General features: G+C 76.3%; 9 protein-coding genes. 5 read left to right on the top strand and 4 right to left on the bottom strand.

Translation table 11 applies throughout. The features are described from left to right. Window positions 1–4: 4 nt before the first annotated feature. The 3 genes from ACIO9K_RS02510 (at window position 5) to ddaH (ending at window position 12,292) form a co-directional block, all read left to right on the top strand. On the top strand, window positions 5–10,978 hold the full coding sequence (locus tag ACIO9K_RS02510; protein ID WP_400326323.1) for an amino acid adenylation domain-containing protein: 10,974 nt from the start codon (window positions 5–7) through the stop codon (window positions 10,976–10,978). Then, window positions 10,975–11,199, top strand: a complete 225-nt coding sequence (locus ACIO9K_RS02505; RefSeq protein WP_371519858.1) for an MbtH family protein — start codon at window positions 10,975–10,977, stop codon at window positions 11,197–11,199. The genes ACIO9K_RS02510 and ACIO9K_RS02505 overlap by 4 nt, the downstream gene beginning before the upstream one ends. A 253-nt stretch (window positions 11,200–11,452) precedes the next feature. Continuing rightward, window positions 11,453–12,292: a dimethylargininase gene (ddaH, locus tag ACIO9K_RS02500; RefSeq protein WP_363623379.1), complete on the top strand. Its 840-nt coding sequence runs from the start codon at window positions 11,453–11,455 to the stop codon at window positions 12,290–12,292. A 196-nt stretch (window positions 12,293–12,488) separates the two neighbouring features. Here ddaH and trpD read toward each other — a convergent pair whose 3' ends face one another. From trpD to ACIO9K_RS02485, 3 genes are read right to left on the bottom strand one after another with little or no spacing between them, the layout of a single operon-like run. Continuing rightward, entirely contained in the window at window positions 12,489–13,550 is a 1,062-nt protein-coding gene (gene trpD / locus ACIO9K_RS02495; RefSeq protein WP_363585090.1) for an anthranilate phosphoribosyltransferase, read from the bottom strand. A 41-nt stretch (window positions 13,551–13,591) separates the two neighbouring features. Further along, a complete protein-coding gene (locus ACIO9K_RS02490) occupies window positions 13,592–14,167 on the bottom strand; it encodes an anthranilate synthase component II (RefSeq protein ID WP_400326318.1) in 576 nt (191 codons plus the stop codon). Next, entirely contained in the window at window positions 14,164–15,663 is a 1,500-nt protein-coding gene (locus tag ACIO9K_RS02485) for an anthranilate synthase component I family protein (RefSeq protein WP_400326315.1), read from the bottom strand. Before ACIO9K_RS02485 ends, ACIO9K_RS02490 begins: the two co-directional genes overlap by 4 nt. Before the next feature lie 195 nt (window positions 15,664–15,858). Between ACIO9K_RS02485 and ACIO9K_RS02480 the strand changes: the two genes are divergently transcribed. After that, window positions 15,859–17,202, top strand: a complete 1,344-nt coding sequence (locus ACIO9K_RS02480; RefSeq protein ID WP_363623385.1) for a class II 3-deoxy-7-phosphoheptulonate synthase — start codon at window positions 15,859–15,861, stop codon at window positions 17,200–17,202. A gap of 220 nt (window positions 17,203–17,422) precedes the next feature. After that, window positions 17,423–20,542 carry an AfsR/SARP family transcriptional regulator gene (locus ACIO9K_RS02475; protein WP_400326312.1) on the top strand — a complete coding sequence of 1,040 codons (3,120 nt, stop codon included), beginning with the start codon at window positions 17,423–17,425 and terminating at the stop codon, window positions 20,540–20,542. Here the strand turns inward: ACIO9K_RS02475 and ACIO9K_RS02470 are convergent. Beyond that, the gene (locus ACIO9K_RS02470; protein ID WP_363585084.1) at window positions 20,539–20,877 is read right to left on the bottom strand and encodes a hydroxyisourate hydrolase; all 339 of its coding nucleotides are present in this window, start codon (window positions 20,875–20,877) and stop codon (window positions 20,539–20,541) included. The two genes, ACIO9K_RS02475 and ACIO9K_RS02470, sit on opposite strands and share 4 nt — an antisense overlap. Between the last annotated feature and the right edge of the window lie 7 nt (window positions 20,878–20,884).

Raw genomic sequence — 20,884 nt, 5'->3', positions numbered from 1 at the left:
CCGGATGTCCGCCATGCCCGCCACGCCCGTCACGCCCGCCCGACGACGGCCGCTCACGGCCCCGCAGTCGGGAATCTGGTTCGGCCACGAGGCCGACCCCACCGGGCGGCGGTTCACCGCCGGCCAGTACGTCCAGTTCCACGGCGCGATCGACGAGGAGCTGTTCGAACGCGCGCTGCGGGGCGTGGTGGCCGGCAGCGAGAGCCTGCGGGCGCGCTTCGAGCCGACCGCCGACGGCGCCGTCCAGATCATCGAGGACGCCGCCGACTGGCCGCTGCACCGGCAGGACCTGCGCCACCACGAGGACCCGGCCGCCGCCGCCCGCGCGTTCCTCGCCGCCGAACTCGCCCACCCCTACGACCTGACCGCCCGCCCGCCCTTCGACCACTTCCTGCTGCGGACCGGCGAGGCGGAGTACCTCTGGTACCTCCGGATCCACCACATCCTGTGCGACGGCGTGGGCGGGGCCGGGCTGATGCGCCGGGTGGCGGCCGAGTACACGGCGCTGCACGCGGGCGAGCCGCCCTCCACCGGCGTGCACGACCCGCTCCAGGCCCTGCTGGACGACGACGCCGCCTACCGCTCCTCCGCCCGGTTCCGCACCGACGCCGCGTTCTGGGCCGAGGAGTCGGCCGGCCTCGGCGACCCGCCCCGCCTCGCGGGCGGACGCAGCGCCCCGACCGGCTCGGGCCCGCGCCCGCCGGTCGCCGTCCGGACGGAGCTGTCCGCCGAACGCTGGGCCGCTGTCCGCGAGCGCGTCGGCGCGGGCTGGACGGCGCTGTTCCCGGCCGCGCTCGCCGTCGCGCTGCACGCCGACACCGGCGAGGGCACGGCGGTGATCGGCCTCGGCGTCCGCGGCCGGGACGCCGCGCTGGCCCGGCGGGCCCTCGGCATGACGGCGAACGTCGTCCCGCTGCGGCTCGCCGTCGACCCGGCCGCCACCGTCGGCGGCCTGGTGGCGGCCACGGCGGACCGGGTCCGGGCCGCGCTGCGCCGCCAGCGGTACCGCTTCGAGGACCTGCTCCGCGACACCGCCGCCGCCCGGGGCGACCGGCCGCTGATCGGCCCCACCCTGAACCTGCTGCCGCTCGACCTGGGCCTGCGGTTCGGCGGGATCCCGGCCACCGTGCACGAGGTCTCGCCGGGCCTGCCCGAGGACTTCGCGCTCGGCGTCTACGACAACGGCCGCGCCACCCTGCCGGTGTTCGCCGACGCGGTCGGCGACTACCCCGAGGACACCGTCCGGGCCCACCTGGACCGGGTGCTCGACCTCGTGACGGCGCTGGCCGAGGCCCCCGAGGGGCTCCCGGTCGGCCGGCTGCGCACCGGCAGCGCCGTCGCCCTGCCAGCGCCGCGGCCTGCCCCCGCGCCGGCGCCGGACCGGACCGGCCAGGACGGCGACACCCTGGTCTCGCTGTTCGAACAGCAGGCCGCCACCCGCCCGCGGGCACCGGCCGTGGTGTTGGGGGAAACCGTCCTCACATACCGCGAACTCGACCAGCGCGCCGACCGGTTGGCCCGCCGGCTCGCCGCCCGGGGCGTGCGCCGCGGCGACCTGGTGGGCGTCGCCCTGCCCCGCTCGCCGGACCTGGTGGTCGCGCTGCTCGGCGTCCAGAAGGCCGGCGCCGGCTACCTGCCGCTGGATCCGGACTACCCGGTCGAGCGGCTGCGCGCGACCATCGAGGACGCCGCGCCCCGGCTCGTGGTGACGGACGGCTCCGCCCGGGCGGCGCTGCCCGACGGCGTCGAGACCCTGCCCGTCGACGGCGCGGACGAGCCCGCCGACCGGACACGGCCGCAGCGCCCCGGCCCGGACGGTGTCGCCTACGTCATCCACACCTCCGGTTCCACCGGCCGCCCCAAGGGCGTCCTGGTCACCCACCGCAACGTCACCCGGCTGCTCGCCACCACCGCCGACCGGTTCGGCTTCGGACCGGACGACACCTGGACCCTGTTCCACTCCTACGCCTTCGACTTCTCGGTCTGGGAGCTGTGGGGAGCCCTGCTGCACGGCGGCCGCCTGGTCGTCGTCCCCCGGGACACCGCCCGCTCGCCCGAGGAGTTCCTGCGCCTGCTCGCCGACGAGCGCGTCACGGTGCTCAACCAGACCCCCTCGGCGTTCACCCAGCTGGCCGCCGCCGACGCCGCCCACCCCGGCCCGAGCGCCCGGCTCGCCCTGCGGTACGTGATCTTCGGCGGTGAGCAGCTCGAACCCTGGAGGCTCGCGGACTGGTACCTGCGGCACCCGCAGGACGCGCCCCGGCTCGTCAACATGTACGGCATCACCGAGACCACCGTGCACGTCACGGCCGGCGACCTCGACGCCGCCGCCGTGGCCTCGGGCGCCGCCACCATCGGCCGCCCGCTGCCCGACCTGCGGGCGTACCTGCTGGACGCCGCCCTGCGGCCGGTGCCCGACGGCCTGCCCGGCGAGCTGTACGTGGCCGGCCCCGGCCTCGCCCGCGGCTACCTCGGCCGCCCCGCGCTGACCGCCGCCCGCTTCACCGCCGACCCGTACGGCCCGCCCGGCAGCCGGATGTACCGCAGCGGGGACCGCGCCCGCCGCCGCCCCGACGGCGAACTCGAACACCTCGGCCGCACCGACCGGCAGGTGAAGATCCGCGGCTACCGCATCGAGCCGGGGGAGATCGAGGCCGCGCTCGCCGCGCTGCCCGGCATCTCCGGCGCCGCCGTCCTCGCCACCGAACGGGAGCCCGGGCACAAGGCGCTGACCGCCTACCTGCTCGGCACCGAGGAGGCCGTCCGCGCGGCCGCCGACCACGCCCGCGCGTCGCTCCCGGACCACCTGGTGCCCGCGGCCTTCGTCGCCGTCGAGGGCTTCCCGCTGACCGCCAACGGCAAGCTCGACGAGCACCGGCTGCGGGCCCTGGAGGCCAGGGCGGCGGACGGCCGGGGCCGGGCGCCCAGCGGCGAGCACGAGACCCGGCTGCACCGGCTGTTCGGCGAACTCCTCGGGGCCGAGGGCTTCGGCGCGGACGAGAGCTTCTTCGCCCTCGGCGGCGACTCCCTCTCGGCGAACCGGCTGGTGGTCCGCGCCCGGGCCGAGCTGCCCGCCGAGCTGTCCGCCGGACTGACCATCCGGGACGTCTTCGCGGCCCCCACCGTGGCCGGCCTGGCCGCCCGGATCGGCGCCCGTGGCGCCGCCCGCAGGGGTGAGGCGGCGGCCGGCCGGGAACTCCCGCAGCGCCCGCAGGCCGGCCCCCGGCCGGAGCGCATCCCGCTCTCCCACGCCCAGCGCGGCCTGTGGTTCCTGCACCGGCTCGGCGAGCAGGCGTCGACCTACCACATCCCGCTCGCCGCCCGGCTGACCGGACCGCTCGACCTGGCCGCGCTACGGGCCGCCGCCGGCGACGTCCAGCAGCGGCACGAGAGCCTGCGCACCGTGTTCCCGGCCACCGACGGGCAGCCGTACCAGCGGATCCTCGACGACCCGCCCCTCCCGCTGACCGTCCGGCACCTGGACCCCGCCGGCCTGGACGCGGCGGTGCACGAGGAGGTCCACCGGCCCTTCGACCTCGAACAGGGCCTGCCCTGGCGGCTGGTGGTGTTCACCGCCGGGCCCGGCACCCACCTGCTGCTGATCGTCCTGCACCACATCACCGCCGACGAGCAGTCACTGGGCCCGCTGACCCGCGACCTCGCCGTCGGCTACGCCGCCCGGGCCCGCGGCCGGGCCCCCGAGTGGCCCCGACTGCCGCTCCAGTACGCCGACTTCACGCTCTGGCAGGGTCGGGAACTCGGCCCGGCCGACGAGCCCGACAGCCCGCTGGCCACCGAACTGGCGCACTGGCGCGAGACCTTGCGCGGCGCACCGGAGCGCACCGCGCTGCCGGTGGACCATGAGCCGCCGCCCGGCGCGGCCCTGCGCGGGGCCGCCGCCGAGTTCCAGTGGGACGCCGAACTGGTCGCAGCAGCAGCCGAGTTGGCGGCCGGCCGGGGAGCCACCCTGTTCATGGTGCTGCACGCGGCCGTCGCCTGCCTGCTGGCCCGCTCCGGAGCGGGCACCGACCTCGTCCTCGGCACGGTCACCGCCGGCCGCGCCGACCCGGCCCTGGACGACCTGGTCGGCTACTTCGCCCAGCCGCTCGCCCTGCGCACCGACCTCTCGGGCCGCCCGGGCTTCGCGGAGCTCGTCGACCGCGTCCGGCACGCCGACCTCACCGCCTTCGCCCACGACCAGGCGCCCTTCGACCGGGTGGTGGACGCCCTCGCACCCGACCGGGAACTCGGCCGCCACCCGCTGTTCCAGGTGATGATCACCCTGCACGGCGGACGCCAACCCGCGCTCACCCTGCCCGGACTGTCCGGCGCACCGCACCGATTCGAGCGGGTGATGGCCAAGTTCCCGCTGCTCTTCGAGTTCGCCGAACAGCCGGACGGCACGGTGCGCGGCGTCCTGGAGTACAGCACCGGCCACTTCCGTCCCGAGACCGCCGACCGCCTGGCGCAGGGCCTCGGCCGCCTGCTGGCGGCCGCCCTGGCCGACCCGGCGGCACCCGTCGACGCCCTTGGCAGCCTCGACCTGCCCGACACCCCGGGCCCGGCCGGCCGCCCGCTCCCGGCGTCCGCCGCCGCCCGCCCGCACGTCACCCGCCCGGAGGGCGGCTCGCCCGCCGAGGAGCAGCTGCGGACCCTGTTCGGCAGCGTCCTCGGCCGGGCGCGGCCCGGGCCGTCGGAGGGGTTCTTCCGGCTCGGCGGGGACAGCATCCTGGCGATCCAACTGGCCACCCGGGCCCGGTCGGGGGGCGTGCTGATCACGCCGAAGGACGTGTTCACCCACCAGACCCCGCGCGCCCTCGCGGCCGCCGCGGCCGTCGTCCCGGACGGTGTCCGCGCCCCGGCCGCCCGCCCGGCGGCGCCCGCGCCCCCGGGCGGGGTGCTGCCGCCCACCCCGATCGCGGACTGGCTGGCGGCCCGCGGCGGACCGATCCACGGCTACGCCCAGTCCCTGCTGTGCGAGGTGCCGCCCGGCGCCACCGAACACACCCTGAGCGCCGCCCTCCAGCAGCTCGTCGACCACCACGACGCGCTGCGGACCCGCCTGACCGGGGCCCCGGGCGAGCCGCTCGCCTTCGAGATCCGGCCCGCGGGGACCGTCCCGGCGGCCCCGCTGCTGCACCGGATCGACCTCGCCCGCGAGGGCCTCGCCACCGCCCCCGGCCGCGACCCGGCGCCCGCCCTGCTGGAACTCGTCGCGGAACAGCGGTACGACGCCCGCCGCCGCCTCGACCCCTACCGGGGCGAACTCCTGCGGGCGGTCTGGTTCGACGGCGACCAGGGCGGCCTGCTGCTGATGGTGATCCACCACCTCGCCGTCGACGGCGTCTCCTGGCGGATCCTGCTCGACGACCTCGCCCGGGCCCACCGGGCCGCCGCCGACGGCCACCCGGCCGACCTCGCCGCCGTACCCGTCACGGCCGCCGACTGGGCCCGCGCGCTGCGGGCGGCCGAGGCCGACCCGGCGGTCGCCGCCGACCGCGACCACTGGCACGGCCTGCTGACCGCCGGCACCGGGACCATCGGCACCCGGCCGCTGGACCGCACCCGGGACACCGTGGCCGGGGCCGCGACCCTGCGCACCACCCTGGGCGGCGGCCCGACCGCCGCCCTGCTGACCGACCTGCCCGACCGACTCGGCGCCGCCGTACCGGAGATCCTCCTCGGCGCGCTCGCCGCCGCCCTGCGCGGCTGGCGCGCCCGCGGCGCCGACGGCCCGCTCCTGGTGGACGTCGAGGGCCACGGCCGCGACCCGGAACTCGCGGCCCTCGACGGCCTCGACCTCTCCCGGACGCTGGGCTGGTTCACGGTCATCCACCCCGTCCTGCTGGACACCGGCCCGGCCGGACCCGACACCGGGGGAGCGGCCCGCGCCGACGACCTCGCCCCCGCCGACGAACTGGCCCGCGCCGTCGCGGCCGCGCGGCGGCGCCTGCGTGCCACCCCCCACCGGGGCCTGACGTACGGGCTGCTCCAGCGGTCCGGCGTGCTGCCCGACCGCCCGGCCCCGATCGCCTTCAACTACCTGGGCCGCTTCGACACCACCCGACGCGGCCCCTGGCAGCCCGTCCCCGGCACCCTGCGGGGCGAGGCCGACCCCACCCTGCCGCTCGCCCACACCCTCTCGGTCGACGCCTTCGTGGAGACCGGCCCGGACGGCCCGCGGCTGCGGGTCGAATGGGCCTGGCCGGCCGGCGTGCTGGCCGCCGACGCGGTGGCCGAACTCGCCGCCCGCTGGGAGCAGGCCCTCACCACCCTGTCGTCCGCCGGCCCGCCCCGGGCCGGGGGGCCCGCAGCCGACGCCCAGCCCGAGGCACCCGCCGAGGCCGCCGTCCTGCTGCCCGCCACGCCGCTCCAGGCCGGCCTGCTGTTCCACTCCCGCTACGCCGCCCACGACGGCCGCCGCGACCCGTACCTCGTGCAGCTCGTCCTCGACCTCACCGGCGCGATCGACCCGGAGCGGCTCCAGGACGCCGCCCGGCGGCTGCTCGCGCGCCATCCGCAGCTCGCCGGGGCCTTCACCAGCGGCGAGTCCGGCCCGCCGCGGCAGGTCGTGCCGGTCGAGGTGACGCTGCCCTGGCGCACCGTGGACCTCACCGGACGGGCGGAGGGGGAGCAGTCCGCCGACGCCCGGCGGCACGTGGCGGAGGACCGCCGGCCGTTCTCGGTCGACACCCCGCCGCTGATCCGGTTCACCCTGCTGCGGCTGGCCGCCGACCGGTGGCGGCTCGTCTTCACCCACCACCACCTGCTGCTGGACGGCTGGTCGGTGCCGATCGTGCTGCGCGAGCTGCTCGCGCTGCACCAGGGCGTCGACCTGCCCCCGGCGCCGTCCTACCGCCGCTACCTCGACTGGCTGGCCGGGCGCGACGACGCGGCCGCGCGCGGCGCCTGGCGCGTCGCCCTCGCCGGGGCCGAGCCCACCCGGGTCGGCCGGCCCGCGCCGGCCGGCGGCGAGGGCGCCGACGACGGCCCGTCGACGAGCGTCTTCACCCTGCCCGCCGGGCTCACCGCCGGGCTGCGGGCGCGCGCCGCGCAGTGGGAGGTGACCCTCGGCTCCCTGGTGGCGACGGCGTGGGCGCTGGTGCTCTCCCACCTCACCGGCCGCGACGACGTCCTGTTCGGCACCACCGTCGCCCAGCGCCCGGCCGAACTGCCGGAGGCGGACCGGCTCGTGGGCCTGCTGATCAACACCGTGCCGGTCCGGGCCCGGCTGCACCCGGGCGAGCCGCTGCGAGAGCTCGCCGCCCGGCTCCAGCGGGAGCGCACCGCGTTGCTGGACCACGAGCACCTGGGCCTCACCGAGGTGGAGGAGGCCGCCGGTGCCGGGCGGCTCTTCGACAGCTCACTGGTGTTCGAGAACTACCCGCTGGACGAGGCCGGGTTCGTCGAGCCCGCGCCGGGCCTGCGGATCGGCGCCGTCGAACCGTTCGACGGCACCCACTACCCGCTCTCGCTGGTGGTGCTGCCGCGCCAGGGAGGCCTGGACGTGCGGCTCCAGCTGCGGCCCGCCGAACTGGACCGGTACCTCGACGCGGACCGGCTGCGCACCTTGCTGACGGCCGCCTGCGCCGCCCTGGCCGGCTCTGGCGCGGACGCGCTGACCACCGGCCGGGTCGACCTGCTGCCGCCCGTCCAGCGGGCGGGGCTGCGGGCCTGGGGCACCGGCCCGGCGGCCGACGCCGAACCGGTGTCGGTGGGCGCGCGGTTCGAGCGGCTGGCGGCCGACCACCCGGACCGGATCGCCCTGCGCCACGTCGACGGCGCCACCGCGAACGCCACGGGTACCGCCACCACCACGTACGGCGCGCTCAACGCCGACGCCAACCGGCTGGCCCACCACCTGGCGGCCCTCGGGGTGCGGCCCGGCACCCGGGTCGCCGTACGGCTGCCGCGCTGCCCGGAGGTGCCGGTGGCGATGCTGGCGCTGGCCAAGCTCGGCGCCGTCTGCGTCCCGCTGCACCCGGGGTTCCCGGCCGAGCGGCTGCGCGCGCTCGCCGCCGAGGCGGGCACCGAACTGCCTTTGGACGCCGAGGTGTTGGCGGCGGTCCGGCGGGCGGGCGGGCGCGCGGGCAACCCCGGCGTGGAGGTGCCGCCCGGGCAGGTCGCCCAGTTGCTGTACACCTCGGGCTCGACCGGCCGCCCCAAGGGGGTGGCGGTCACCCACCGCAACATCCTCGCCCTGGCCGACGACCCGCTGTGGCACGGCCCCGACCACGACCGGGTGCTGTTCCACTCGCCGCACGCCTGGGACGCCATGGTGTACGAGCTGCTCATGCCGCTGCTGACCGGCCGTCAGGTGGTGGTGGCCCCGCCGGGAGAGCTGACCCCGGCGGACTACGCCCGGGCCGTCGAGCGCGGCGGTGCCACCGCGGCCTGGCTGACGGCGGGCCTGTTCGACCTGCTGACCGAGCAGGTCCCGGCGGCCCTGGCCCGGTTGCGCCTGATCTGCACCGGCGGCGACGTCGTCCCCCCGGCGGCGCTCGCCCGGGCCCGGCGGGCCGCGCCCGGGCAGCGGCTGCTGGACCTGTACGGGCCGGTGGAGAGCACGACCTTCGCCCTGGGCCACGAAGTCCCGGCGGGCCCGGTCCGCGAGGGCGAGGCCGTCCCGATCGGCCGCCCGCTCGCGGGGACGAGGGTGTTGCTGTTGGACGCCGCGCTGCGCCCGGTGCCGCCGGGCGTCCCCGGCGAGATCCACCTGGGCGGCGAGGGCCTGGCCGCGGGCTACCACGGCGCCCCGGCCCGGACGGCCGAGCGCTTCGTCGCCGACCCGTACGGCCCGCCGGGCGGCCGGCTGTACCGCACCGGGGACCTGGGCCGGTGGGACACCGAGGGCCGGCTGCACTTCCTGGGGCGCGCGGACCGGCAGGTGAAGATCAACGGGTTCCGGATCGAGCCGGGAGAGATCGAGGCCGCGCTGTGCGCCGAGCCGGAGGTCACCGCCGCCCGGGTGGTGCCGCACGGGGCGGGCCCGGCGGGCCGCTCGCTGGTCGGGTACGTGGTCGCCGACCGGCCGGTGGCCGCCGGCGAACTGCGCCGCCGGCTCGCCGGGCGGCTGCCGCGCCACCTGGTGCCCGCCGTGCTCGTCCCGGTCGACGCGCTGCCGCTGGACGCCAACGGCAAGGTCGACACGACCGCCCTGGGCCCGCCGCAGCGGTCGGCCCCGGGGCCGACCCGCTCGCCCCGCCGGGAGGTCCTGGCGGCGCTGTTCGCGGAGGTGCTGCGGGTGCCGGCGGTCGCGCCGGAGGACGACTTCTTCGCGCTCGGCGGCAACTCGATCGCCGCGATGCGGCTGGCCGGGCGGATCCGGTCCACCCTGGGGGTCGACGTGCCGCTCGGCGAGCTGTTCGACGCGCCCACGGTGGCCGGGCTGGACCACCGGCTCGACCGCGCCGCCCGTACCGACGGCACCGGCGGCAGCGCCCCGGCGCTCGGCGACCGGACGGCCCGGCCCGACCGGCTGCCGCTCGCCCCCGCCCAACTGCGCCTGTGGACGGCCAACTACCTGGGCGAGCACCGCCCGGACTACCTCACCACCCTGGCCCTCGACCTCACCGGCGGGCTCGACCCCGCCGCGCTGCGGGCCGCCCTCGGCGACCTGGTGGCCCGGCACGAGGCCCTGCGGACCGTCCTGCCGTACGGCCCGGACGGCCCCGAGCAGCGCATCCTCGCGCCCGCCGATGCCCCGCCCGGCGCCCCGCCCGCCGACGCCGACCTCGCCGAGGCCTTCCTCGCCGCCGTCCCGTCCGCCGCGCCCCGCTTCCTCGACGTCCCGCCGGAGCGGCTGGACGCCTGGATCGCCGCCGAACTCGACCGCGGCTTCGACCTGTTGACCGAGCCGCCGCTGCGCACCGCCCTGCTGCGCAGCGGCCCCGACCGGCACACCCTGCTGCTGGTGCTGCACCACGCGACGGTGGACGGGCACGCGCTCGAACCGCTGCTGGCCGACCTGCGGTCCGCCTACCGGGCCCGGGCGGCCGGCGGGGCGCCGCGCTGGCCGTCGCCCGCCGTCCAGTACGCCGACCACGCCCTGTGGCTGCGGCGGCGGCTCGGCGACGAGGACCGCCCGGAGAGCCCGGCCGCCCGGCAGGCCGCCTACTGGAAGGGCGCGTTGGCCGCCCTGCCGCCGTGGCGGGGCCTGCCGGACGCCACCGGCGCCCCGGGCGCCGGGCCGGGCGCGGCCGGCACCGTCCGCTTCGCCCTGGACCTGCGGGAGCACCGCCGGCTGGCGGCCGCCGCCCGGGCCTGTTCGGCCGGCACCGGGATGGTGGTGCAGGCGGCGTTCGCCGCCGCGCTGGGCGACCTCGGCGCGGGGCACGACCTCCCGATCGGAGTGCCGCTGGCCGGCCGGGACGACGAGGTGCTGGACGGCGTGGTCGGCTGCCTGGTCAACACCGTGGTGCTGCGGGTCGACACCTCCGGCGCCCCGACGGCCCGCACCCTGGTCGGGCGGGTCCGGGAGCGGCTGCTGGCCGCCCACGCCCATCAGGACCTGCCGTTCGACCGGGTGGTGGAACTGGTCAACCCGGCCCGGCGGGCGGGCCGCCAGCCGCTGTTCGGGGTGGCGCTCTCCCATCTGGTGCGGGCCGAACCGGCCGACGGCGGGCGGTGGGCCGACGCCGTGACGGTCGCCGAGCGGCCCGTCCCGGTGGCCCGCACCGCCGTCGACCTGCTGCTCCAACTGGTGGAGCGGCGGACCGCGGACGGCGCACCCGGCGGGCTGGAGTGCGCCCTGGTACACGCGCTGGACGGCTGCGACGAGCCGACCGCCCGGCGGGTGGTGGCCGCCTTCCGACGGCGGGTCACCGAGTTCTGTGACGAGTTGAACGACGAGTCGAACGACGAGGTCAACGGCGAGCTCGACGGCGAGCTCGACGGCGAGCTCGACGACGAGCCGGCCGACGAGTTGAACGACCTTGCCCACGTGCACGACCACAACCATGAAGTGAGGGCCCGATGAGCAGCACCAACCCCTTCGACGACGAGCAGGGCGCGTTCCTGGTCCTGGCGAACGAGGAGAACCAGCACGCGCTCTGGCCCGCCTTCGTCGACGTGCCCGCCGGTTGGCGCAGCGTGTTCGGCGAGGAATCCCGGCAGGCCTGCCTGGACTACGTCGAGAAGAACTGGACCGACCTGCGTCCGCGCAGCCTGGCCGAGGCGATGGACGCCCGCCTCGACTGACCGCGATCGGCCGGTCCATCAGGGATGTTCCACCCTGGCTTAAGGATCTCCCGTCCCCCGCAAGCGAACTGACAGCATGTCAGGGACGGGCGCGGGGCCGGCCCGCAGGAACAAGTGCGGCGCGCCTGGGTTTCCCCCACGCCCGGTCGCGCCGCCGGCGAGCCGGCCCCGGAGCCCCGCAGGCACCCGATTGCCGCCCGTCCGGACCGCAGCGCCACCGCCCGTTGTCCGAAGCCCTCACGAGGAGTCACCGATGAACGCTGTCACCCCGCGCACCGCCGAGCGCACGGCCCGGCCCCGGCACTACCTGATGTGCCGCCCCAGCCACTTCGAGGTCACCTACGCGATCAACCCGTGGATGGACCCGGCGAAGCCGGTCGACACCGGGCTCGCCGTGGCGCAGTGGGAGCGGCTGTACGCGCTCTACCAGGAGCTCGGCCACCGGGTCGACCTGATCGACCCGATCCCGGGCCTGCCCGACATGGTCTACGCCGCCAACGGCGCCACCGTGGTGGACGGCAAGGTGCTCGGCGCCCGCTTCCGCAACGCCGAGCGCGCCGCCGAGGGCCCCGCCTACCTGGAGTGGTTCCGCGCCAACGGCTACCCCGAGCTGCACGACCCGGAGCACGTCAACGAGGGCGAGGGCGACTTCCTGGTCACCGCCGAGTACGTGCTCGCCGGGCGGGGCTTCCGCAGCACGCCGGCCGGACACGCCGAGGCCCAGGAGTTCTTCGGGCGCCCGGTCATCGGCCTGGAGCTGGTCGACCCGCGCTACTACCACCTGGACACCGCGCTGGCCGTGCTGGACGGCGACGAGATCATGTACAACCCGGAGGCCTTCTCCGCGGGCAGCCGCGAGGTGCTGCGCCGGCTGTTCCCGGACGCGGTGCTGGCCGACGCCGGCGACGCCGCCGTGTTCGGCCTCAACGCGGTCAGCGACGGCCTGCACGTGTTCCTGCCGGAGGCGGCCACGGGCCTCGCCGACAAGCTGCGGGAGCGCGGCTTCGAGCCGATCGGCGTCGACCTGTCCGAGCTGCTCAAGGGCGGCGGCAGCGTCAAGTGCTGCACGCTGGAGCTGCGCCACCGCGCCTGACCGCCGCCCGCCCCGCCCGTACGCCCCTTCGCCCGCCTCCGTGACGCCGGGGGCGGACGAACGGGGCGGACGCGGGCCGTACGACCACCCCGCACCAACGCGACGGGCCGCGCGGGCCTCCCCCCGAGGAGGTCCGCGCGGCCCGTCGGCGTCGCGCCCCGGTGCCGCCGCCCGACGGCGGCGGCCCGGTGGCGGCTCAGTCCGGCCGCCCCGCGCGCGGCGGCCCGCTCTCGGCCCAGCGCTTCAGCAGGGCGGCCGCCGCGCCGGAGTCGACCGCCTCGGCGGCCCGGGGCAGCACGGCCGCCAGCCGCTCGACGACCGGCCGCTCGGAGGGCGTCAGCGCCGCCAGACCGGCCGCCGCGGACAGCAGGACGGCGTCACGGACGGGGCCCTGCTCGCCGTCCAGGACGGCGTGGACCACGCCCGCGTTGTGGGCCGCGTCGCCGCCGCGCAGCGCGTCCGGGGCCGCCGTCGCGATCCCGAGCTCGCGCGGGTCGAGCCGCTCCTGCACGAACCGGCCGGTGGTCGCCGTCCAGACCGTCGAGGTGGTGGAGACGGACAGTTCGTCGAGGCCGTCGTCGCCCCGGAAGACCAGCGCGTCCACGCCCTGGCGGGCGAACACGGCGGCGATCAGCGGGCCCAGCCGGGGATCGGCGACGCCGACCGCCATGGCCGTGGGCGAGGCCGGGTTGGTCAGCGGGCCCAGCGCGTTGAACGCCGTCGGCACGCCCAACTCCTTGCGGGCGACGGCCGCGTGGCGGAACGCCGGGTGGAAGGCCGGGGCGAAGCAGAAGCCGATCCCGACCTCGCGCACCGAGCGGGCCACCTCCTCGGCCGAGAGCTCCAGTGCGATGCCGAGCCGCTCCAGCACGTCCGCCGAGCCGGAGGCGGAGGAGGCCGAGCGGTTGCCGTGCTTGACCACCCGGGCCCCGGCGGCCGCCGCCACGATCGCGGCCATGGTGGACACGTTCACGGTCTTGGCGCCGTCCCCGCCGGTGCCGACGATGTCCAGTGTCGGCCCCGGCACGTCGACCCGCACCGTGTGCTCGCGCGCGGCCCGGACCAGCCCGTCGACCTCCTCGGCGGTCTCGCCCTTGGCCCGCAGCGCCACCAGGAAGCCGGCCAGCTGCGCCGGCGCCGCCTCGCCGCGCATCACCCGGTCCATCGCCCAGGCGGTGTCGGCGGTGCTCAGGTCCGTCCCGCCGATCAGCGCCGTGAGCAACTGCGGCCAGCTGCGCGATTCACCATTCCCTGTCACTGGTCACCCATTTCCGCTCGTCGGTTCCGATGTGCGTGCGGTCAGCGCCCGGCGCCGACCGCGAGGAAGTTCTCCAGCAACTGCATGCCGCCGGTGGTGGTGATGCTCTCGGGGTGGAACTGCACGGACTCGATGGGCAGGCTGCGGTGCCGCATGCCCATGACGTAGCCGTCGTCGTCGGCGGTCGCGGTGAGTTCCAGGTCCTCGGGCAGCGGCTGGGTGACGATCAGGGAGTGGTACCTGGTCGCGGTGAGGCTGTTGCCGAGGCCGGCGAACAGGCCGCGCCCGTCGTGCGTCACGGTGCTGGTGCGCCCGTGCATCAGCCGGTCGGCGATCTGGACCCGCCCGCCGAACGCCAGGCCGATCGCCTGGTGGCCCAGGCACACGCCGAGCAGCGGGACCTTCCCGGCGAAGTGGTGGACGAGCTCGACGTGGCCGGAGGCCGCCGGGTGCCCGGGGCCGGGGCCGAGCACGACCGCGTCGGGCGCGGTCGCGGCCAGCTGCTCGGGGGTGCGGGTGTGCGAGCGGACCACCTCGGTGTCCGCGCCGAGTGCCCGCAGGTACTGGTCGATGATGTGGACGAAGCTGTCCCGCGCGTCCACCAGCAGAACCTTCACGCCGTCAACTCCTCACCCGTCAGCGCCCAGTAGGCGGCGCCCAGCTTCGCCAACGTCTCGTTCCACTCGCCCTCGGGGGTCGAGTCGGCGACGATCCCCGCGGAACTCTGCACGGAGTACACCGCGCCGTCGTGCGCGATCGTGCGGATGCACAGGGCCAGTTCGCTCCAGCCGCCGACGTCGATCAGGCCGACGGCACCGGCGTAGGCTCCGCGCGGCTCCCGCTCGATCTCGTGGATGATCTCCATGGCGCGCAGCTTCGGCGCGCCGGTCATGGTGCCGGCCGGGAAGGTCGCGCACAGCGACCGCCACACGTCGGCGTCCTCCTCCAGCTCGGCGCTGACCGTGGACACCAGGTGGAAGACGTGCGAGAAGGTCTCCACCACCATCAGGTCGTCGGCCGTCAGGGTGTGCGGCTTGCAGACCCGGCTGATGTCGTTGCGGGAGAGGTCGACCAGCATGACGTGCTCGGCCTGCTCCTTGGTGCTCGCCAGCAGGGCCTTGATCCGCCGCTCGTTCTCCTCCTCGTCCTGGTCGCGACGGGTGGTGCCGGCGATCGGGCGCATCACGATCCGGCCGTCCTCGATCCGGAACAGCAGCTCGGGGCTGGCGCCGATCAGCGTGCCCTCGCCGTTCGGGAGCAGGTACATGTGCGGGGAGGGGTTGCGCGAGCGCAGCCGCCGGTAGACCTCGACCGGCGTCAGCGCGGTGCGGACGTCGATCCGGTGGCCGACCTGGATCTGGTAGATGTCGCCGACCCCGATGTGCTCCAGGCAGCGCCGGACCCAGCCGTGGAAGGTGTCGCGGTCCACGCTGTCGTGCACGGACTGCGGGCGGACGGCCGGCGGGCACGCGGCCCGCGGCTCCTGCCCGGCCGCCTCCCGGGCCGCGCCCGCGAGGTCGTGGCGGCCGTGCTCGCCGAAGGCAGGGCTGTCGGCGGTCCGCAGGACCGGCGCGCCGTCGGTGCCGTAGTGCACGCTGTCGCGGAACAGCGTCAGCACGGCGTCCGGGCGGGCCGGCGGCAGCGCCCGGGCCGGCAGGTCCTCCATGTGCCAGGCCGCGTCGTAGCCGAACCGGGCCAGGAAGCCGAAGTGGAAGCGGTCGCCGGGCAGGCCCGGCTCCAGGCCGAACAGGCCCTGCGCGCGCCGCAGGAACTCCCAGACGCGGGCCGGCTCGGGGGCCTCCAGCCGCCCGGGGGCGTCCGCGGCGGGGGTGAGGCCCGCCGCCTCGGCGGTCGCCCGCAGCACCGGGGCGAGCTCCGCGACGCCGTCGATCTCCAGGTACGAGCCGTACAGCCGGATCTCGGCGAGCGGGCCGCAGCCGAGCACCGCGGGCCCGCCCTGCCGGCCGGACTCGGTCAGGCTCTCCAGCAGGTACACCTGCTCCGCGCCGAGCCGGTCGCCCAGCCGCGTGTACAGCTCCAGCGGGTCGTGCGGCGGCAGCGGCTCGGTGCCGAGCCGGACGGCGAACGGAGGGTGCGATGGCGCGTCTGGCATCGGAATCCTCATCGTGAATGGCCGGCTGGGTACGGCCGGTGAACCAATGGCCTCCAGTCAATCCGTTCGTCCCGGAAGGCGGTCAGACCAGTTCTCCGGTGCGGGAGCAGGCCAATTCGCGGACGCTTGACCTTCTTTCCGTGGCCGGGCTGCAATGAGCGGGCCAGCGATTTCCGTTCCCATCCGAGGGCCGTGATGAATCGAATTCCGCAGACCGGAGCACCCGCCGCCTGGCGTTCCCTGCCGGCGGCCCAGCAACCGCAGTGGCCGGACCGGGCGGCGCTGCGCGAGGTGGTCGCCGACCTGTCGGCCGCCCCGCCCCTGGTCCTCGCCGAGGAGTGCGACCGGCTGACCGACCGGATGGCCGCCGTCGCCGCCGGCGAGGCCTTCGTCCTCCAGGGCGGCGACTGCGCCGAGACCTTCGGCGGGCTCACCGCGGACGCGGTCACCGCCAAGCTGCGCACCCTGTTGCAGATGGCGGTGGTCCTGACCTACGCGAGCGGCGTCCCGGTCGTGAAGATCGGCCGGCTGGCCGGGCAGTACGCCAAGCCCCGCTCCCAGCCGGACGAGACCCGCGACGGCCTCAGCCTGCCCTCCTACCGGGGTGACGCGGTCAACGGCCCGGAGTTCACCGAGGCGGCCCGCCGCCCGGACCCGGCGCGGCTGCGGCGGATGTACGAGGCGTCGGCGGTCACCCTCAACCTGGTCCGCGGCTTCGCGGCCGGCGGCAGCGCCTCCCTCTACCAGGCCCACCAGTGGAACCGCGGCTTCCTGGAGGACTCCGCCGAGGCCCGCCGCTACGAGGAACTGGCCGACGGCGTGGACCGCGCGCTGCGCTTCCTGCAAGCCTGCGGCTGCGACCCGGCCGGGCTGCTGGAGGCCGAGTTCTTCGCCAGCCACGAGGGACTGCTGCTGGACTACGAGCAGCCCCTCACCCGCACCGACCCGCGCACCGGGGCGCACTACGCCACCAGCGGGCACCTGCTCTGGGTCGGCGAGCGGACCAGGGGCCTGGACGACGCGCACATCGCGTACTTCGCCGGGATCCACAACCCGATCGCCGTCAAGCTCGGCCCCACGACCACCGCGGACGAGGTCCTCGGCTACGTCGACCGCCTCGACCCCGACCGCCGGCCCGGCCGGCTGACCTTCGTGGTGCGGATGGGCGCGGGCCGGGTGCGCGAACTGCTGCCGCCGCTGGTGGAGAAGGTCACGGCGGAGGGCGCCCGGGTCGCCTGGATCTGCGACCCGATGCACGGCAACACCGTCCAGACCGACGACGGCCGCAAGACCCGCCGCTTCGACGACATCCTGGGCGAGGTCGCCGGCTTCTTCGAGGTGCACCGGGAGCTGGGCACGCACGCCGGCGGCATCCACGTCGAACTCACCGGCGACGACGTCACGGAGTGCCTCGGCGGCGGCGACCAGGTCCGCGCCGAGGACCTGCACCAGCGCTACGAGACGGCCTGCGACCCACGGCTGAACCACCGCCAGTCCCTCGACCTCGCCTTCCGGGTGGCGGAGCTGATGAAGGCCTGAGAACCGCCCCGGGCCGCGGTTGGCCGGATCGGTGCGCGCCGATCCGGCCAACCGGCCTTTCCACGCCGATTCCCCGCCGGTCACCCGGGGGCGCGGACGCCGATCGCAGTCCGTCAGGCGGCGTCTTTTGGGGAGAACTGAATATCGTTGACCCATTGACCGGGCCGTCCTTAGAGTGCCTTGCGATCCTGCGCCTATTCCTCTGGGGGGAGTGGAAACGGTGGGGTACCGACCTGGTTCCGGCATACGCCACGACGGCAGTTCCTCACCCGTGCCCCGGGTCGAGTACCGCATTCTCGGCCCGCTCGAAGCGCTCGTCGACGCCAGGCCGCTGAACCTCGGCGGGATCCGGCAGCAGACGGTGCTCGCCGCGCTGCTCCTCGACGTCAACCGGGTGGTCAGCGTGGACCGCCTGGTCCGCGCTCTCTACGAGGAGGCCCCGCCGGCCACCGCCCGCGCACAGTTGCAGATCAGCGTCTCCGCCCTGCGCCGGCTGTTCGCCGTGCACGGCCTCTCCGACGTCATCACCACCCACCCGCAGGGCTACATGGTGAAGGCGGCGGACGCCCAGCTCGACCTGCTCCAGGCCCGCGACCTGGTCGGGAAGGCGCGGGCGCTGCGCGACCGGAAGGCGGAGGGCCGCGACCGGACGGCGGCGGACCGCGACCGCAAGGCGGAGGCCGCCGCCCTCTTCCGGCAGGCGCTCGGACTGTGGCGCGGCGACCCCCTCGGCGGCCTGCCCAGCGAGGCGCTCCGGTCCGCCGCCGGCCAGCTCACCGAGCAGTGGGTCGGCGCCACCGAGGAGTGCATCCAGCTCGAACTCGCACTCGGCCGGCACGGCGCGGCCGTCGGCGAACTCATCGGCCTGGTCGACGAGTTCCCGTTACGGGAGCGGCTGCGCGGCCAGCTGATGCTGGCGCTCTACCGCTCCGGGCGCCAGACCGAGGCGCTCCAGGTCTACCGCGACACCCGCCAGTGGATGATCGACGAACTCGGTGTCGAACCCGACCCCCGGCTTCAGCGGCTCGAGCTCTCCATCCTCGCCGGCGACCCCCGGCTCGACCTGCCCGACGGCCGTCCGACCGTCACCCACGCCACCCCGGCCGCCGAGTCCGCCGCCGCGCCACCCGTGGCCACCGCCGCCCCCGCCACCGTCCCGGAGATGCTCCCCGCCGACCTCGCCGACTTCACCGGCCGCGAGCACCTGCTCGCCGGCCTGCGCGAACGGCTGCTGCTCTCCTCCCACGACCAGTCCCGGCTCGCCGTCCCGATCGTCTCCGTCGTCGGCAAGGCCGGGGTCGGCAAGACCGCCGTGGCCGTCCACGCGGCCCACCAGATCGCCGCCGAGTTCCCCGGCGGGCAGCTCTTCGCCGACCTGCACGCCGGGGCCCCCGACACCGTCGGCCCGGCCCAGGTGCTGGAGCGCTTCCTGCGCGCCCTCGGCGTCAACGGCACCGCCATCCCCGACGGGCTGGAGGAGCGGGCCGAGATGTACCGGGCCCTGCTCGCCGAGCGCCGGGTGCTGATCGTCCTCGACAACGTCGCCACCGAGAGCCAGATCACCCCGCTGCTGCCGGGCAAGCCCACCTCGGCCGTGATCGTCACCAGCCGGCGGCACATCGGCAGCCTCGCCGGAGCCGTCCGGGTGGACGTCGACACCTTCGACCCCGGCCAGTCCGCGGAACTGCTCGGCCGGATCGCCGGCCCCGCGCGGGTGGCGGCCGAACCGGAGGCGGCGAAGGCGCTGGCCGAACTCTGCGACCACCTGCCGCTGGCGCTGCGCATCGCCGGCGCCCGGCTCGCCGCCCGGCCGCACTGGGAGATCACCGAACTGGTGGAGCGGCTGGAGGACGGGACCCGCCGGCTCGACGAGCTCAAGTACGCCGACGTCGGCATCAGAGCCGGCCTCTCGCTCACCTACGAGAGCGTCAGCGAGGACGCCCGCCGGCTGCTGCGGCGGATCGCCCTGATCGACGAGGGGCCGTTCTCCACCTGGGTCGGCATGGCGCTGCTCGACCTGCCCGAGTACCAGGTCCAGGACCTGATCGACGAACTCTCCGACGCCCAGCTGCTGGACGCCGTCGGCACCGCGCCCGGACGCCACACCCAGTACCGGCTGCACAACCTGGTCCGGGTCTTCGCGCGCGAACGCCTCGTCGACGAGGAGAGCGTCGAGGAGCGGGAGTCCGCACTGGCCCGGGTGATCGGCTGCTTCCTCTACCTGCTGATCGAGGCGAGGCAGCGCGAGTACGGCCGCGACGTGCTGATCCGCGGCCGCGGCACCGCCCTGCACCCGTTGCCCGCCCGGACGGTGGACCGGCTGCTGGCCGAGCCGCTGCGGTGGTTCGCCCGGGAGCGGCCCATGCTCGTGCCCCGGGTCAGACAGGCGGCCATGATGGGCCTCACCGCGCACTGCTGGGAACTCGCCGTCACCGCCGTGACGTTCCTGGAGACCCACGGCCGGCTCGACGACTGGCGCGACACCCACGAACTCGCCCTCGCGGCCGCCCGCAAGGGTGGCGACCGGCTCGGCCAGGCCGCCGCACTGCACTCCCTCGGCTCGCTCGCGCTGACCCGGCAGAACTTCGCCGCCGCCGAGGAGCGCTTCCGCCAGGCCGCCGGGATCTTCACCGACCTCGGCGACGACCTCGGCTCCGCCCTCACCGCCCGCGGCCTCGGCTACCTCGCCCGGGTGGACGGCCGGATCGACGAGGCGACCGCCCACTACCAGGCCGCCCTCACCGTCCTGCGGGCGAGCGGCGGCTCCGTCGCCGTCGCCTACGTGCTGCACAACCTGGCCCAGCTCAAACTGGGCGAGGGCGACGAGGAGGGCGCCGGAGAGCTCCTCGACGAGGCGCTGCGGCTGAGCCGGGAGGGCCGCGGCCGGCGGGTCGAGGCCCAGGTGCTGCACCGGATGGGCCAGAGCCACCTGGAACGCGGCGGCTACGACCGGGCCCTGGAGGCCTTCTCCCGCGCCCTCGACGTCGTCCGGCTGATCGGCGACCACACCGGCGAGATCTACGCCCTGCACGGCATCGGGGCGGCCCGCCACCGGCTCGGCGAGAGCGGCGAGGCCGCCCACGCCCTGCACCGCGCCCTGCTCCTCGCGGAGGGCTCCAACGAGCGGCTGATCATGGGCCGGATCCTCGTCACCCTCGGCGAGTTGGCGCTCGGCACCGGGGAGGCCGACCTGGCGGTCCAGCACCTGCGGCGGGCCCGGCTGGTGTTCCGCCTCATGCGGACCCCCGCCGAGGAGGCCCGCACGCTCGACCTGCTGCGCTCCGCCCGGCTGGCCGCCGGCGACCCGGAGCCCCCCGCAGGCCCGGGTCCACCTTCCTAGTCGGCGATGAAGGCCACCGCGTAGTGGTTCAGCGAGAGGGTGAGGCTCACCCGGTGCCCCGACTCGCCGTCGGAGACCCGGAAGGTGGCCGCCACCTCGGGGTGCACGGTGAACAGGCCGAGCCCGCTGAAGTACCGGTCGACGTCGAACACCAGCCGGTAGAGGCCGCGCCCGCCGTCCGTCCCGCCCCACTCCTCGATCCGGCCGCTCGCGTCCGTTCTGCGCTCGACCACCGGCACCCACTCGTTGTCGACCAGCGACTCCAGTCTCGCGTCGAGGCCGACGGCGGTGCGCCCGTGGACGCTGTCCAGCGCTTCGACGATGACCCTCGCCATCAGCCCA

The organism is Kitasatospora sp. NPDC087271 (assembly GCF_044744605.1).
Taxonomy (GTDB): Bacteria; Actinomycetota; Actinomycetes; order Streptomycetales; family Streptomycetaceae; genus Kitasatospora.
The sequence above is the reverse complement of the archived record's forward strand: the minus strand, read 5'-3'. Positions and strand labels throughout refer to the sequence as shown.